The sequence below is a fragment of the Streptomyces sp. NBC_00306 genome (genome assembly GCF_036169555.1).
Taxonomy (GTDB): domain Bacteria; phylum Actinomycetota; class Actinomycetes; order Streptomycetales; family Streptomycetaceae; genus Streptomyces; species Streptomyces achmelvichensis.
On sequence record NZ_CP108032.1, the window covers coordinates 4,739,283 to 4,754,941 of the forward strand.

Here is a 15,659-nt window from a genome sequence, read left to right on the forward strand (position 1 = left end):
GCCGCCGGCATGGAGAACCTGATTGGGCTGCTCATCGCGGCGCCACTGCTCGGAGCGGCGGTCCTGCTGTGCGGCGGGCGGCGGCTCGACCGCACGGGCCACTGGATCGGCACCGTGCTCGCCGGTGCGTCGTTCGTGCTGGGCGTGGTGCTGTTCACGAACATGCTGGGCAAGGGCGCCGATGAACGCACCCTGAACAGCACGCTGTTCACCTGGATCCCGGTCGAAAGCTTCCAGGCGGACGTCGCCTTCCAGCTCGACCAGCTGTCGATGACCTTCGTCCTGCTGATCAGCGGCGTCGGCACACTGATCCACATCTACTCCATCGGGTACATGGAGCACGACGAGCGGCGCCGCCGCTTCTTCGGCTATCTGAACCTGTTCCTCGCGGCCATGCTGCTGCTGGTCCTCGCCGACAACTACCTGCTGCTGTACGTCGGATGGGAGGGCGTCGGCCTCGCCTCGTACCTCCTCATCGGCTTCTGGCAGCACAAGCCCAGTGCGGCGACCGCGGCGAAGAAGGCCTTCCTCGTCAACCGCGTCGGCGACATGGGCCTGTCGATCGCGATCATGCTGATGTTCACCACCTTCGGGACCTTCGCCTTCGGGCCGGTCCTGGAGGCGACGGGTGAGACGAGCGAGGGCAAGCTGACGGCCATCGGCCTGATGCTGCTGCTGGCGGCCTGCGGCAAGTCCGCCCAGGTGCCGCTGCAGTCCTGGCTGGGGGACGCGATGGAGGGCCCGACCCCGGTCTCCGCCCTCATCCACGCGGCGACCATGGTGACCGCGGGTGTGTATCTGATCGTCCGCTCCGGCGCGATCTTCAACGCCGCACCCGACGCCCAGCTGGCCGTCGTGATCGTCGGTGCGGTCACGCTCCTGTTCGGTGCGATCGTCGGTTGCGCCAAGGACGACATCAAGAAGGCCCTCGCCGGCTCGACGATGTCGCAGATCGGCTACATGATCCTCGCGGCCGGTCTCGGCCCGATCGGATACGCCTTCGCGATCATGCACCTGGTGACGCACGGCTTCTTCAAGGCCGGTCTGTTCCTCGGCGCCGGTTCGGTCATGCACGGCATGAACGACGAGGTCGACATGCGCAGGTACGGCGGCCTGCGGAAGTACATGCCGGTCACCTTCGTCACCTTCGGGCTCGGCTATCTCGCGATCATCGGGATGCCGCCGTTCTCCGGGTTCTTCTCCAAGGACAAGATCATCGAGGCCGCCTTCGCGTACGACGACGGCATCCGCGGCTGGATCTTCGGCGGAATCGCCCTGCTGGGCGCCGGTATCACCGCGTTCTACATGACGCGCGTGATGATCATGACCTTCTTCGGTGAGAAGCGCTGGCAGCCCACAGAGTCCGACAGCGACTCCGCCGCGGGGTCGGGCCACGACCCGCATCCGCACGAGTCGCCGAGGTCGATGACGATCCCGATGATCGTGCTCGCCTTCGGGTCGGTCTTCGCCGGCGGGTTCTTCAGCATCGGCGACCGCTTCGTGAACTGGCTGGCTCCGGTCACCGAGTTCGAGCATCCGCACCCGGTGATCAGCGTGCCGGCGATCACGGCCTGCACCATCGCCATGCTGCTGATCGGCGTCGCCATCGCCTGGGCCATGTACGGACGCAAGCCGGTGCCGGTGGTTGCTCCGCGGGCCTCGCTGCTCACCCGGGCCGCCCGCCGCGACCTGTACCAGGACGACATCAACCACGTGGTCCTGGTCCGCGGCGGCGAACACCTCACCCGCTCCCTGGTCTACGTCGACCACACCCTGGTCGACGGCGTGGTGAACGGCACGGCCGCCTCGGTCGGCGGGCTCTCGGGCCGGCTGCGCAAACTGCAGAACGGCTACGCCCGCTCGTACGCCGTCTCGATGTTCGGAGGTACGGCGGTGCTGATCGCCGCGACCCTGCTGATGAGGGCGGTGTAACTGCTATGTCTTTCCCGCTCCTTACGGTGACGGCGGCACTTCCGGCAGTCGGTGCGATCGCCACCGCCGCGGTGCCCGCCGCGCGGCGGACCGCAGCGAAATGGCTGGCGCTGCTGTTCTCGCTCGCCACACTCGTACTCGCCGCGATCGTGCTCGTACGGTTCGAGCCCGGCGGTGACCGCTACCAGCTCACCGAGTCGCACGCCTGGATCAAGGACTTCGGCGTCCGGTACGAACTGGGCGTCGACGGCATCGGGGTGGCGCTGATCGCGCTGACCGCGCTGCTCATCCCGTTCGTCATCGGCGCCGGATGGAACGACGCCGAGCCCCAGGAGACCGGCAGCAAGCGCTGGCGGCCCACCCAGGGATTCTTCGCGCTGATCCTCATGGTCGAGGCGATGGTGATCCTCTCCTTCGAGGCCACCGACGTCTTCCTCTTCTACATCCTGTTCGAAGCCATGCTCATCCCGATGTACTTCCTCATCGGCGGCTTCGGCGACCGGGCCCACGCGGGCGGGGACGAGGCGGCGGCGACCCAGCGGTCGTACGCGGCCGTGAAGTTCCTCCTCTACAACCTGGTCGGCGGACTGATCATGCTGGCCGCGGTCATCGGTCTCTACGTCGTCGCGGGGAGCTTCTCGCTCTCCGAGATCGCGGAGGCCCGGGCCAGCGGTCAGCTGGAGATGGCGACCAACACCGAGCGGTGGCTGTTCCTCGGCTTCTTCTTCGCCTTCGCGATCAAGGCGCCGCTGTGGCCGCTGCACACCTGGCTGCCCAACGCGATGGGGGAGGCGACCGCTCCGGTCGCCGTGCTGATCACCGCGGTCGTCGACAAGGTCGGCACCTTCGCGATGCTCCGCTTCTGCCTCCAGCTCTTCCCCGAGGCCTCCAAGTGGGCCACGCCGGTGATCCTGGTGCTGGCGCTGATCAGCATCGTCTACGGCGCCCTGCTCGCGGTCGGCCAGCGCGACATCAAGCGACTGGTCGCCTACGCCTCGATCTCGCACTTCGGCTTCATCGTCCTGGGCATCTTCGCGATGACCTCCCAGGGCCAGTCGGGCGCGACGCTCTACATGGTCAACCACGGGATCTCGACCGCCGCGCTGATGCTGGTGGCCGGCTTCCTGATCACCCGCCGCGGCTCGCGGCTCATCGCGGACTACGGCGGAGTGCAGAAGGTCGCGCCGGTGCTCGCCGGCACCTTCCTGATCGGCGGCCTCGCGACCCTCTCGCTGCCCGGACTGGCTCCGTTCGTCAGTGAGTTCCTGGTCCTGGTCGGCACCTTCGCGCGCTATCCCGTGGCCGGCATCATCGCCACCTTCGGCATCGTGCTCGCCGCGCTCTACACCCTCGTCCTCTACCAGCGGACGATGACCGGGCCGGTGAAGGCCGAGGTGCGGAGCATGCCCGACCTCAAGGCCCGTGAGCTGGCGGTGGTGGCGCCGCTGATCGCGCTGCTGATCTTCCTCGGCGTCTTCCCGAAGCCGCTGACGGACATCGTGAATCCGGCGGTCGAGCACACGATGTCCGACGTCCAGGAGAAGGACCCCCAGCCCGAGGTGGAGGCGGCCAAGTGAGCGCTACAGCTGTCCACAGCCTGTGGACGACGGCGGCCGCGGCCGCACCGACGCCGCCGATCGACAAGATCCCGGCCCCTCACATCGAATACGCCCAGCTGGCACCGGTACTGATCGTCGTCGGCGCCGCCGTCCTCGGTGTGCTGGTGGAGGCGTTCGTACCGCGCAAGGCCCGGTACCACACCCAGCTGTTCCTGACCGTCGTCGCTCTCGCCGCCGCGTTCGCCGCGATCGTCGGGCTCGCCGCCGGGGGATACGGCACCACCAAGGCGCACATCGCCGCGATGGGCGCGATCGCCGTCGACGGTCCCGCGCTGTTCCTCCAGGGCACCATCCTGCTGGCGTCGATGGTCGCGGTGTTCACCTTCGCCGAGCGCCGGCTCGACCCGGAGGCGCACGGCAACCGCGTCGACTCGTTCGCAGCGCAGGCCGCATCGGTGCCCGGCAGCGACAGCGAAAAGGCCGCGGTCAAGGCCGGGTTCACCACCACCGAGGTCTTCCCGATCGCGCTGTTCGCGATCACCGGCATGCTGGTCTTCCCGGCCGCCAACGACCTGCTGACCCTCTTCATCGCGCTCGAGGTCTTCTCCCTCCCGCTGTATCTGCTGTGTGCGCTCGCCCGGCGCAAGCGGCTGATGTCGCAGGAGGCCGCGGTGAAGTACTTCCTGCTGGGCGCCTTCTCCTCCGCGTTCCTGCTCTTCGGCATCGCCCTGCTCTACGGGTACGCGGGCTCCGTCTCGTACGCCCGGATCGCGGAGGTCGTCGACGGCAGCGTCCGCACCATCGACCCGGCGCTCGCCGACACCATGGGCAACGACGCGCTGCTGCTCATCGGCGTCGCGATGATCCTGACGGGCCTGCTGTTCAAGGTCGGCGCCGTCCCGTTCCACATGTGGACGCCGGACGTCTACCAGGGAGCGCCGACGCCCATCACCGGGTTCATGGCGGCGGCGACCAAGGTGGCCGCGTTCGGTGCGCTGCTGCGGCTGCTGTACGTGGTGCTGCCGGGGCTGCGCTGGGACTGGCGGCCGGTCATGTGGGCCATCGCCATCGTCACCATGCTGGGCGGCGCGATCGTGGCCATCACCCAGACCGACATCAAGCGGCTGCTGGCGTACTCCTCGATCGCGCACGCCGGCTTCATCCTGGCCGGTGTCATCGCGACGACGCCCGACGGCATCTCGTCCGTCCTGTTCTACCTGGCGGCCTATTCCTTCGTGACCATCGGCGCGTTCGCGGTGGTCACGCTGGTGCGGGACGCCGGCGGCGAGGCGACACACCTGTCCAAATGGGCGGGTCTGGGCCGTCGTTCACCACTCGTCGCGGCCGTGTTCGCCGTCTTCCTGCTGGCCTTCGCCGGCATTCCGCTGACGTCCGGCTTCTCGGGCAAGTTCGCGGTCTTCAAGGCGGCGGCGGAGGGCGGCGCGGGTGCGCTGGTCGTGGTCGGTGTGATCTCGTCCGCGATCGCCGCGTTCTTCTACATCCGGGTCATCGTGCTGATGTTCTTCAGCGAGCCGAAGGCGGACGGCCCGACGGTGGCCGTGCCGTCGGTGCTGACGACGACGGCCATCGCCGTCGGTGTCGCGGTGACGGTGGTGCTGGGTGTGGCCCCGCAGTACTTCCTCGACCTGGCGAACCAGGCCGGGGTGTTCGTGCGGTAGCCATGCGCCACATGGTCCACGAAGGGCCCGACTCCCTCGGGGGAGCCGGGCCCTTCGTCCGTGCCGTGCGGGGCACCTGTCGGCCGCGATTCGGGCCCGGGAGCCTCAGGCGCGGGCCGCGTAGGCCCTGACGTCCGCGTCCGGGTCGTGCACCGCCGTCGCCAGCGCCGCGCGGGCCTCCTCGGCGGCCGGATGACGGAGCAGGGCAAGCACCGCCGCCTTGCGGACATCCGCGGAGGCGTCGCCCAGCGCCTTGGCCAGCGCCGGAACCGCCGTACCGGAGGCCGCTCCGCCGAGCGAGGCCGCGGCTCCGGCGCGGACCTGCCAGGCAGGGTCGTCCAGCGCCTCTACGGCCGACTCCGCCACCTCCGCGGGGCAGCCCGTCGTGCCGAGCGACTGGAAGGCGGCCGCGCGCACGAGGACATCGGGGTCGCCCAGGAGCCGGGTGAGCGGGCCGAGGACGTCGGCCGGGGGAGCCGTCACCGCCGCAAGGCCCTTCGCCACGGTGACGCGGACCTCACGGGCCGGGTCGGCGGCGGCCGTCGTCAGCTCCCGGACGGCGTCCACGGAGACGAGCGCACGGACCGTCTCCACCCGGACGCCGAGGTCGGGATCGTCCAGGCCCGGGGCGAACAGGGCCGTGCTCCCCAGCCGCAGGGCGCGCAGCAGGTCGAGCGCCGCGGCCCGGACCACCGGGTCGGCCGAGGAGACGGCCGCGACCAGCGGGGTGCGCAGCGCCGGCTCCGGCGGCAGCGTCTCGACCAGTTCACGCAGCGACTCCGCGGCCACCGCCCGCACGCCCGGGTCGGCGTCCGCGAGCGCGGCGGCGAGCGCCGGTCCCGTGCCGTCGGGGGCGGTCTCCGTCAGTGTGGCCACCGCCGCCCGCCGTACCGCCGGATCCGGGTCCGCCAAGTAGGGTGCCAGAGCCGCCAGTTCGGGCTGATCGTCCGCGAGCGCCACGAGCTCCAGGATGCGCGGCGAGTCGGTCGCCGCGCGCTCCGGGGTGCTGGTGCTGGTGGGGGCGGCGATGCGCGAGCCGGTCGGGGCGGCCTCACGCGGTCCCGCCGTCGCCACCTGCTCCGGCGAGACCTCCCCGATATGGCGGGAGGCACCGCCGACCGGAGTGAACTCCTCGACCGGTACCAGATACGGCTCCACCGGCCGCGCCGTGAACTCCATCGCTCCCGACGGCGACTTGCGCAGATCCAGATGGTGCAGCCAGCCGCTGTCGTCGCGCTGCGGATGGTCCGTGCGCTCGTGGTAGAGACCCCAGCGGGACTCCGTACGGGCGAGCGAGGAGCGGGCCGCCATCTCCGCGCAGTCCCGGATGAAGCTCACCTCGGCGCAGCGCATCAGCTCGTGCGGCGTCGTGGCGCCCATCTCCGCGATCTCGCCGCGCATCCTCTCGAAGTGGTCCACGGCGAGTGACAGTCGGGCGCCGGACTTGGGCGGCGCGACATAGTCGTTCACGAACCGGCGGAGCTTGTACTCGACCTGCGGCTGCGGCGGGCCGTCGGGATTCCGCAGCGGCCCGTAGGCCAGTTCGTGGGCCTCCGTCAGCTGGTCCGCCGGGAGTTCACCGGTGTACGCCCGGTACTGGGCCGCGTCCTCACCGGCCAGATCACCGAAGACGAACGCCCCGATCATGTAGTTGTGCGGCACGCACGCCAGATCGCCGGCCGCGTACAGCCGGGGCACGGTGGTGCGCGCATGGTCGTCGACCCGCACCCCCGACGCCGAGTGGCCGCCGCACAGGCCGATCTCGGAGATGTGCATCTCGATGTCGTGGGTGCGGTAGTCGTGGCCACGGTTCGCGTGGAAGGTGCCCCGGGTCGGGCGTTCGGTGGTGTGGAGGATGGACTCCAGCGCGGCGACCGACTCCTCGGGCAGATGGCTGAGCTTGAGATAGACCGGCCCGCGGTCGGAGGCGAGTTCGGCGGCGAACTCCGCCATCATCCGGCCCGACCAGTAGTCGGAGTCCACGAACCGCTCGCCGTGCCGGTTCACCTGGTAGCCGCCGAAGGGATTGGCGACATAGGCGCAGGCCGGGCCGTTGTAGTCCTTGATCAGCGGGTTGATCTGGAAGCACTCGATGCCGGTGAGCTCGGCGCCCGCGTGGTAGGCCATGGCATAGCCGTCACCGGCATTGGTCGGGTTCTCGTACGTGCCGTACAGATAGCCGCTCGCGGGCAGACCGAGGCGGCCGGCGGCGCCGGTCGCGAGAATGACCGCACCCGCGCGGACCGTGACGAACTGCCCGGTGCGGGTGTTGAAGCCGGCCGCGCCCACCGCCCGGCCCTCCGCGGTCAGCACCCGGACCGGCATCACCCGGTTCTCGATGCGGATGCGCTCGCGCATCTCACGGCGGCGCAGCCTGCGGTACAGGACCTTCTTGACGTCCTTGCCCTCGGGCATCGGCAGGACGTACGAGCCGGAGCGGTGGACCTGGCGCACCGCGTACTCGCCGTGCTCGTCCTTCTCGAACTTCACGCCGTACGACTCCAGCCGCTGCACCATGGCGAAGCCGCGGGTGGCCGTCTGGCGGACGGTGGACTGGTCGACGATGCCGTCGTTGGCGCGGGTGATCTCGGCGACGTAGTCGTCGGGTTCGGCACGGCCGGGGATGACGGCGTTGTTGACGCCGTCCATGCCCATGGCGAGGGCCCCGGAGTGGCGGACGTGCGCCTTCTCCAGCAGGAGCACGTTGCTGCCGTGCTCGGCCGCGGTGAGGGCGGCCATCGTGCCGGCCGTGCCGCCGCCGATGACGAGGACGTCGCAGGAGAGCTCCTCGGCGTCGGTGAGAGCGGGGATCTGCACGGTCGTGCCTTTCACTGGGATCCGGTGCTGCCGAGGGACGCGAGGACCTCGCGGCGCAGTGCCACGGTCGCCGGGTCGCTGTGCGCTTCGCGCTCGCGGGGACGCGGTACGTCCAGGACGCGGCCGGTGCCGAGAAGCGCGAGCCGGTCGCCGAGGAACACGGCCTCGTCCACGTCGTGGGTGACGAAGACGACGGTCGCGCCGGTGTGCCGCAGCACGTCGACCAGCAACTGCTGCATCCCGGCCCGGGTCTGGGCGTCCAGCGCGCCGAACGGCTCGTCCATCAGCACCGCCCGGGGCTCGCCGGCGAGCGCGCGGGCGAGCTGCACCCGCTGGCGCTGCCCGCCCGAGATCCGGTGCGGGAAGGTGGGCCCGTACCCGGCGAGGCCGACGCGCTCCAGCCACGCGTCGGCGGTCCTGCGGCGTGCGGCGCGGGCGACGCCCTGGATGGCGAGGGGCAGTTCGACGTTGGCGCGCACGGTACGCCAGGGCAGCAGCGCGTCGTCCTGGAAGACCAGCGCACGCTCGGCGCGAGGGGTGGTGATGGGCACGCCGTCCTGCGCCACCTCGCCGCCGAGCGGCGGGAGCAGCCCGGCCAGGGTGCGCAGCAGCGTCGACTTGCCACAGCCGGACGGCCCGACGACGGTGAGGATCTCACCGGGCGCCACATCGAGGTCGACGCCGTCGAGCACGGCGGTGCCGTCCCGGCCGAGCGCGACGGAGCGGAGCGTGAGCCGGGCTCCGGGATGTGCGACAGGGGCCGGGGCGAGGGCGGTTTCGGGGGGTGTGGTCACGGTGCGACGCCTCCTCGGAGAGAGTCCGGCCGCGCCGCCCGTCGCAGCGCGGGAGTGCGGGTCCGGGGGCGGGCGACGGTGTCGCCGGCGGGCCGGGGCAGCCAGCGCGTCAGACGGCGGCCCAGCACCTCCACGGCGGTCGAGGTGAGCCAGCCCAGCAGGCCGATGGTCGCCATGCCGACGAAGACCCCCGGGTAGTCCACGACCGTGTAGTCCTGCCAGGTCCGGTAACCCACCCCGTACTCGCCGGAGATCATCTCCGCCGAGATCACGCAGATCCACGAGACGCCGATGCCGACCGACAGCCCGCCGAGGATCCCCGGCAGTGCGCCCGGCAGCACGACCGAGCCCAGCACACGGGCGCGGCCGCCGCCCATCGTGAGGACGGCTTCCTCCCAGACCGGGGTCAGGGCGCGTACGGCGTGCCGGGTCGAGACCATCACCGGGAAGAACGCCGCGGTGAAGGTGATGAAGACGATTCCCTGCTCGTTGCTCGGGAAGAGCAGGATCGCCACGGGCACGAGCGCGATCGCCGGTATGGGGCGCAGGACTTCGAGGACCGGGCCGAGCAGATCCGCGGCGATCCGTGAGCGGGCGACGGCCGTGCCGACCGCCACGCCCGCGACCGCCGCCAGCACGAAACCGGTGACGATGCGGGTGAGGCTGTCGGTCAGGTCCTGCCAGTACGTCCCGTTGCCGATCCGGTCCCCGAAGGCGCGCGCGACATCCGTGACTGTGGGGAACTGCTCGAACCGCAGCCACAGATTGACGTCGTACGCCGTGAGCAGCTGCCACAGACCGAGCGCGCCGGCCAGGGACAGGGCCCGCACGAGGTGCCGCGAGGTCATGACGCCTGCTTCAGGGCGTCGGCGTACGGCAGCGTCCGCGCCCCGGGGTGGCCGGCGATGTACACCGACGCCGCCGACGGGGTGACGAAGGGCAGCAGCCGGGGGCCGTCCGCCACCCAGACCGCCTTGTCCGCGAACCAGAGAGTGCCGGTCGTCGCGTCGGGGACGTACGCGGCCCGGACCGCGCCGGTGTCCGCGGCGATGTGGCGCAGCAGTTGGTCGGGGGTGGCGAAGGACCGCGTGGTGCCGCTCCTGAGCCACACCTCGCTGCGTGCGGGCGCGGCTGTCGTGGCGAGTGCCTGCGCGTACCGGGTGCCCAGTGCCCGCTTGACGTACCGGTCGTCGACGAAGGCGTCCACGTCCACATCACCGACCAGCCTGGCCGACTTCAGTACCGGAACGTCCTTCTTCAGGGCCGCGACCAGGGCGGGCTTGATGGTCGGGTCGAACGTCGCGATGCCGTTCGCACCGTTGTAGAGGTAGACGACCTCGGGCGGCAGACCGGTGGCCTTCGCGACCGATTCGGCCGCCGCGACGGGCTGCTCGCGCAGATACTCGGTGGCCTTGTCCTGCGCGCGCAGGAAGTCCTCCAGCACGGAGGGCCGCTTCTTCGCGAACTCCTCGCGCGCGGTGACCCCGTGGAAGGTCGGCAGATTCAGTTCGGCGCCGTCGTAGAGGGCCTTCGCCCGGCCCTGGAAGGCGAGCAGCCCCGGCCAGGCCACGAACTGCGAGAGTGCGTCCGCGCTGCCTGCCTGAAGAGCCGACGCGCCCACCGCGGGCTGCTGGTTGAGCTTGTGGATGTCCTTCTCCGCGTCGATGTCCGCCCGCTGGAGCGCCCGGACGAGCGTGCCGTCGGCCGCGGACCCCACCGAGGTGGACACCTTCTTGCCGCGCAGGTCCGCGAGCGACGACAGCCGTGAACCGGGCTCCGTGACGATGGTGTTGAGGCCGCCGCGCAGGTTGTAGCCGGTGACGGAGACGAGCCGGGTCGGCCGGTTGAGCTGTTTGCCGCGGGCCGCGTTGATCAGCAGCGGGAAGTCGCCCATCGAGCCGATGTCGATCTTCCCCGCGGTCATCTGGGCGGTGATCGGCGCGCCGGTGGCGTAGTCCTGCCACTTCACCTTGTAGGTGATGCCGTCCCGGGCGCCGCGCGCCTTCAGCTCCTGCTCGAAGTAGCCCAGCGAGCGCAGCAGGGTGCCGGCGGTGACGGTGTTGATGGTCTTGGACTGGTAGCCGACGGTCACGGTGACCGTTCCGGAGTCGCCGGCGTTCGCGTCGCCGCCGCACCCGGTGGCGAACGGGACGACGAGGGCGGCGGCGAGGGCGGCGGGAAGTGCGGTGCGTGGCAGAAGTGCTGTGCGTGTCATGGGAGTTCGGACCTCTCGACCGTGCCGGCTCACCGGAGCAGATAGGGCATGTTGACCGTGACCGCGTCGGTGGGGCAGCGGGCCGCGCACGGGCCGCAGTACCAGCACTCGTCCACGTGCATGAAGGCCTTGCCGCTGTCCGGGTTGATGGCGAGGGAGTCGAGCGGGCACATGTCGACGCAGAGCGTGCAGCCGTCGATGCACTTGGACTCGTCGATGGTCACGGGCACGTCGGCGCGCTGGGGTGCCAGAGGCATGGCTGTCTCCAGGAAACGGGTACGGAGGGTGGGAGTACGGGTCAGAGGGCGCGGTGGAGCAGCCCGCTCATGGCGATGCGGTCGCCGCGGAAGCGGATGAACTCCAGGTCCACGGGCCGGCCGTCGGCGAGATGGGTGAGCCGCTCCAGCATCAGCACGGCGGAGCCGCGCGGCGCTTCGAGCACGGCGGCGGAGTGCGCGTCGGCGTTGACGGCCTCCAGGGTGATCTCGGCGGTGCCGAGCGGCTGTCCGGCCAGGGATTCGAGGAGCCGGAACACATCGGTGTGCTCCAGGTCGCAGCCGAGCAGCCCGGTCCCGAGGTCCATCGGGACGTAGGTGAGGTCGAGCGAGAGGGGCAGGCCGTTCAGCCGGCGCAGCCGCTCGATGCAGAGGACGTCGCTGTGTTCACCGAGTCCGAGCCGCCGCGCCACGGGTGCGGGCGCGGTGACGGGGCCGACCGTACGGACTTCGTTGGTGACGTCGCCGTGTTCGTGCAGGGTCTCGGCGAGACCCTGCAACCGGTCCAGGCCGTGCGAGTACTTCTCGGACACCACGACGGTGCCGACGCCCGGCTGCCGTTCGATCAGTCCTTCTGTGCGCAGCAGGTCGAGTGCCTGCCGGACGGTGTTGCGCGATACGCGGTACTCCTCGCCGATCGCCCCCTCCAGCGGCAGGGCGCCGCCGGGGAAGCCGCCCGTGCGCACCTGGTGGCGCAACAGGTCGGCGAGCTGCCGTGCCCGGTCCGCGCGCAGCAGCCGCCGTCGTGCGGCGGCGACCGGCACGGCGTGGTCACGGATGCGTTCGGCTGGCATGCGGTGGACGATACCGACGGAGTGTCGACGGTGGTGTTGCCAGAGTGTTGCGCCATGCCCGTGACCGGGAGCACCGCGTTGACCTGCTGCTTTGTCCGGCCTCGGAGAAGATCTGCCACCGGGCGGCGCGCGGCGGGGCGGGGATGTGCCACCCCCGCCCCGCCGCTTCAGCCGGTGCCCCGCACCCTCTCCGGCCGGGTCGTGCCCGCCGGTGTCGGCCGGTGGCCCGTGCCCCGCTCGGGTCGTGCCCGCCGGTGTCGGCCGGTGCCCCGCGCCCCGCTCAGGTCGTGCCCCGCCCGGTCAGGCCGAGGGGACGATCCGGCCGGACACCTCGCCGAGACCCACGCGTACGCCGTCCGGGCCCGGAGCCCAGGCGGTCATCGTCACCACGTCGCCGTCCTCCAGGAAGGTCCGCTTGCCCTCGGGGAGTTCGAGCGCGTCCCGGCCGTTCCAGGTCAGCTCCAGCAGCGAACCGCGCTGGCCGACCTCCGGGCCGCTGACCGTGCCGGAGCCGTAGAGGTCACCGGTGCGCAGGGAGGCGCCGTTGACCGTCATGTGCGCCAACTGCTGCGCGGCCGTCCAGTACATCGTGGCGAACGGCGGCTCCGCGATCACATGTCCGTTGACCGCCACGCTGATACGCAGGTCGAAGCCGCCCTTCTCGTCCTCGGCGGAGTCGTCGAGGTAGGGCAGCAGCTCGCGGTCGCGGGCCGGCGGATCGGTCCGCGCGGCGTCCAGGGCCTCCAGCGGTGTCACCCAGGCGGAGACGGAGGTGGCGAAGGACTTGCCGAGGAACGGGCCGAGCGGCACGTACTCCCAGGCCTGGATGTCCCTGGCAGACCAGTCGTTGAGCAGCGACAGACCGAAGACGTGGTCGCCGAAGTCGCCGAGGGCCACCGGCGTACCCATCGGGGAGGGGGTGCCGACGACGAAGCCGACCTCCGCCTCGATGTCGAGCTTCACGGACGGCCCGAAGACGGGAGCGGCGTCGGCCGGTGCCTTGCGCTGGCCCGAGGGGCGTACGACATCGGTACCGGAGACCACGACGGTGCCCGAGCGGCCGTGGTAACCGATCGGGAGGTGCTTCCAGTTGGGGGTGAGCGCGTCCCCGTCCGGCCGGAAGATCCGGCCCACGTTGGTCGCGTGGTGCTCGCTCGCGTAGAAGTCGACGTAGTCGGCGACCTCGTAGGGAAGATGCAGCGTGACCGCGTCCAGCGGGTGCAGCAGCGGCTCCATGTCCGCACGGTGCCCCGGCACGGTCACCCAGGCGGTGATCGCGCGCCGTACGTCGCGCCAGGCGGTACGGCCCGCCGCGAGCAGGGGGTTGAGGGTCGGCCTGGCCAGCAGGGCCGCGTAGGGCGAGCCGAGGGTGTGGGCCGCCGCACCGGCATCGAGCACATGGTCCCCGATGCGTACGCCGACCCGGCGGTGACCGGGGTCGTCCGCCGTGCTGAAGACGCCGTACGGGAGGTTGTGCGGGCCGAAGGGATCGCCCTCGGCCAGATCGAGCGGGCTCTGCTCGGACATCGGTGCCTGCCTCGCTTTCCACGGGTGTGGGTGACACGTTACGTGGACGCGTACCCGCCCCGGCAGGCCGTTCGGCCGGCCTCACGCGGAAGACGTTTCTCCCAGGTCCGGTGGAAGACGATCTCCGCCCCGTCGCGGCACACCACCTCGTCCTCGACGAGGAAGCCGGCCGCGTCGCAGCTGATGTCGCAGCGGCTCTCGACCGTCACGTCCCAGGCCCGGTCGGGCCGGTGGAGCCGGGCCGTCCACTCGGCGCGGACACGGGCGGAGTGCGGGTCGTGCTCCAGGATCGTGCACGTCTCCCGCGCCTCCTCGGTGAGTTCGAGGCCGTCCGGGTGGATGCGCCGGCCGCCCGGCCGGGGGTCGGTCTCCACGCGCCACTCGCCCCGGGCGACGTCCCGCACCACCAGGCGCTCCGGACGTTCCTCGTCGAGTGTGGCGGGGGAGCTGACGCCGAGCGGCTCGTACGGGTCGGGCTCCCCGAAGGTGATCCGGTCACCCGTCGTGGGGAGCGCTTCGCGCACCGGGAGTTCGAGGAAGGAGCCCTCGGGGTCGAGGGTGAAGCCCGCCGAGTCGCCCGCGGGCCAGATCCACGGCCAGTACGCGGAGGAGACGGCGAGCCGGACGCGGTGCCCGGGCGGGAAGGAGTGGCCGGCCGTGCCGAGTTCGAACGTCACGTCCTCGGCCCGGCCCGGCGACCACGCGTCCTGTCGGCCGGCGCGGTGGGCGGTGAGGTCGACGCCGCCCCGGGCGACGAGTGTGGACGAGCCGTCGGGCGCGATGTCGCACAGCCGGGCGACCGCCTGGCCGTGCGGGCCGTCCGGGCGCAGCCGCAGAACGACCCGGGCCCGGCCCAGGATCTCGACCGGCTCGTCCGTGACGGGGAAGTCGAAGCAGGCGGAGTGCGCGTCCTCCGCGCGCTGGTCGGGCGGTGGATCGGCGTCGTTCCCGGTGGGGACGGGCCGGCCCGCGTCCAGCCCGGTGTGCTGGGGCGAGTCGACGACGAGGGGTGCGCCGCCGAGCGCGTACGCGACGGTGCGGACGTGCGGTGACGGCAGGCTCGGTTCGGCGACCCAGTGACCCGAGGGGTGGGGGAGGTGCGGCGTGCTGATCCAGGCGCGGAGCAGCGGGTCTTCGGCGGGTGCCTCGCCGCCCGCGTCCTTCAGATGGCGGTCCCACCAGGCGAGGGTCTCGCCGAGGAAGCCGATCGCGGGCCCCGGGTGGTCGGCGTGGTCCGGATAGCGGTGCGGCCAGGGGCCGATCAGTGCGCGGACGCGATCGGGCGGCAGCCGCGTCGCCAGCCGCAGGACGGCGTCGCGGTAGGGGTCGTACAGCCCGCCCACGGCCAGGACGGCCGCGGTGATGCCCGCCGTGATGTCCTGGGCCTCGCCGGCGTCCTGCCGCGGCCGGTCCGTCTCGCCGGGCCGGGGCGCGAGCCAGGCGTGGGCGGGCGGCTCGACGGCCTCCAGGCGCCTGCGCCACATGCCGCGCCACTCCTCGCCGGCGAAGAGCGGATCGGGCGGGCGGCAGAGGGCGGACATCAGTGCCGCGGACCGGCTGAGCAGGCCCTCGGCGAGCACCGAACCGCCCGGGTGGTACGCACCGTTGTCGTCCGGATCGTCGGTGGCGCACACCGCCACGACGGCCTTCAGCGGTTCCGGGGCGAGGGCCGCCACACGCAGGGCCAGGGTGCCGCCGGGGCCGATCCCGAACATGCCGGCCCGGCCCGTGCACCACGGCTGCGCGGCCAGCCACCCGACCACCTCGGCGCCGTCCGCCACCGCGCCGGGATCGCCCTCGGGGCCGGGCAGACCCTCGCTGTTGCCGTGTCCGCGCACCTCCACACGGACGGACGCGTAGCCGTGGGCGGCGTACCAAGGGTGACGCTGCGCGTCACGCGCGGCGGTCGTATCGGTCAGCCTTTCCGGCGAATACTCGAGCAGGACCGGGACAGGCGCATCGGTGTACGGCCGCCACATCCGTGCGTACAGCCGAGTTCCGTCGGTCAGCGGAATCCGGACGTCCTCGTGGCTGGTTCATACGGGGCATGCTGGTGCTGGTCCATGG

At 71.5% G+C, this 15,659-nt stretch carries 11 protein-coding genes; 3 read left to right on the forward strand and 8 right to left on the reverse strand.

What is annotated here, in order from left to right:
• The first annotated feature begins 9 nt into the window (after nt 1-9).
• Genes nuoL through nuoN form a run of 3 tightly spaced genes read left to right on the forward strand, consistent with a single transcriptional unit; the run spans nt 10 to nt 5,170 of the window.
• Nucleotides 10-1,932, forward strand: coding sequence for an NADH-quinone oxidoreductase subunit L (gene nuoL, locus OHA05_RS21140; RefSeq protein ID WP_328861444.1), 1,923 nt, complete (start codon nt 10-12; stop codon nt 1,930-1,932).
• Nucleotides 1,933-1,937: 5 nt separating this feature from the next.
• On the forward strand, nt 1,938-3,509 hold the full coding sequence (locus OHA05_RS21145; RefSeq protein ID WP_313944755.1) for an NADH-quinone oxidoreductase subunit M: 1,572 nt from the start codon (nt 1,938-1,940) through the stop codon (nt 3,507-3,509).
• Nucleotides 3,506-5,170 (forward strand): NADH-quinone oxidoreductase subunit NuoN, encoded by a 1,665-nt coding sequence (gene nuoN, locus OHA05_RS21150; RefSeq protein ID WP_313944754.1) that lies wholly within the window; start codon nt 3,506-3,508, stop codon nt 5,168-5,170. The genes OHA05_RS21145 and nuoN overlap by 4 nt, the downstream gene beginning before the upstream one ends.
• A gap of 105 nt (nt 5,171-5,275) precedes the next feature.
• Here nuoN and OHA05_RS21155 read toward each other — a convergent pair whose 3' ends face one another.
• The 8 genes from OHA05_RS21155 to OHA05_RS21190 form a co-directional block, all read right to left on the reverse strand.
• On the reverse strand, nt 5,276-7,987 hold the full coding sequence (locus OHA05_RS21155; RefSeq protein ID WP_328861445.1) for a fumarate reductase/succinate dehydrogenase flavoprotein subunit: 2,712 nt from the start codon (nt 7,985-7,987) through the stop codon (nt 5,276-5,278).
• An 11-nt stretch (nt 7,988-7,998) separates the two neighbouring features.
• The gene (locus OHA05_RS21160) at nt 7,999-8,781 is read right to left on the reverse strand and encodes an ABC transporter ATP-binding protein (RefSeq protein ID WP_313944752.1); all 783 of its coding nucleotides are present in this window, start codon (nt 8,779-8,781) and stop codon (nt 7,999-8,001) included.
• On the reverse strand, nt 8,778-9,629 hold the full coding sequence (locus OHA05_RS21165) for an ABC transporter permease (RefSeq protein WP_313944751.1): 852 nt from the start codon (nt 9,627-9,629) through the stop codon (nt 8,778-8,780). The genes OHA05_RS21160 and OHA05_RS21165 overlap by 4 nt, the downstream gene beginning before the upstream one ends.
• Complete coding sequence (locus OHA05_RS21170; protein ID WP_328861446.1) at nt 9,626-10,996, reverse strand: ABC transporter substrate-binding protein; 1,371 nt, start codon at nt 10,994-10,996, stop codon at nt 9,626-9,628. The genes OHA05_RS21165 and OHA05_RS21170 overlap by 4 nt, the downstream gene beginning before the upstream one ends.
• A gap of 29 nt (nt 10,997-11,025) precedes the next feature.
• Nucleotides 11,026-11,253, reverse strand: a complete 228-nt coding sequence (locus OHA05_RS21175; protein WP_266533934.1) for a 4Fe-4S dicluster domain-containing protein — start codon at nt 11,251-11,253, stop codon at nt 11,026-11,028.
• Nucleotides 11,254-11,294: 41 nt separating this feature from the next.
• On the reverse strand, nt 11,295-12,065 hold the full coding sequence (locus OHA05_RS21180) for a GntR family transcriptional regulator (RefSeq protein WP_313944749.1): 771 nt from the start codon (nt 12,063-12,065) through the stop codon (nt 11,295-11,297).
• Nucleotides 12,066-12,365: 300 nt separating this feature from the next.
• On the reverse strand, nt 12,366-13,592 hold the full coding sequence (gene fahA / locus OHA05_RS21185; protein WP_313944748.1) for a fumarylacetoacetase: 1,227 nt from the start codon (nt 13,590-13,592) through the stop codon (nt 12,366-12,368).
• A 38-nt stretch (nt 13,593-13,630) separates the two neighbouring features.
• Complete coding sequence (locus tag OHA05_RS21190; RefSeq protein ID WP_328863435.1) at nt 13,631-15,607, reverse strand: CocE/NonD family hydrolase; 1,977 nt, start codon at nt 15,605-15,607, stop codon at nt 13,631-13,633.
• Nucleotides 15,608-15,659 lie beyond the last annotated feature (52 nt).

What these genes read in the sequence shown, in the direction of transcription:
- nuoL (WP_328861444.1), top strand. Translation starts at nt 10, where the DNA reads ATGGAGAACCTGATTGGGCTGCTCATCGCGGCGCCACTGCTCGGAGCG.
- OHA05_RS21145 (WP_313944755.1), top strand. Translation starts at nt 1,938, where the DNA reads ATGTCTTTCCCGCTCCTTACGGTGACGGCGGCACTTCCGGCAGTCGGT.
- OHA05_RS21165 (WP_313944751.1), bottom strand. Translation starts at nt 9,629, where the DNA reads ATGACCTCGCGGCACCTCGTGCGGGCCCTGTCCCTGGCCGGCGCGCTC.
- OHA05_RS21170 (WP_328861446.1), bottom strand. Translation starts at nt 10,996, where the DNA reads ATGACACGCACAGCACTTCTGCCACGCACCGCACTTCCCGCCGCCCTC.
- OHA05_RS21175 (WP_266533934.1), bottom strand. Translation starts at nt 11,253, where the DNA reads ATGCCTCTGGCACCCCAGCGCGCCGACGTGCCCGTGACCATCGACGAG.
- OHA05_RS21180 (WP_313944749.1), bottom strand. Translation starts at nt 12,065, where the DNA reads ATGCCAGCCGAACGCATCCGTGACCACGCCGTGCCGGTCGCCGCCGCA.
- fahA (WP_313944748.1), bottom strand. Translation starts at nt 13,592, where the DNA reads ATGTCCGAGCAGAGCCCGCTCGATCTGGCCGAGGGCGATCCCTTCGGC.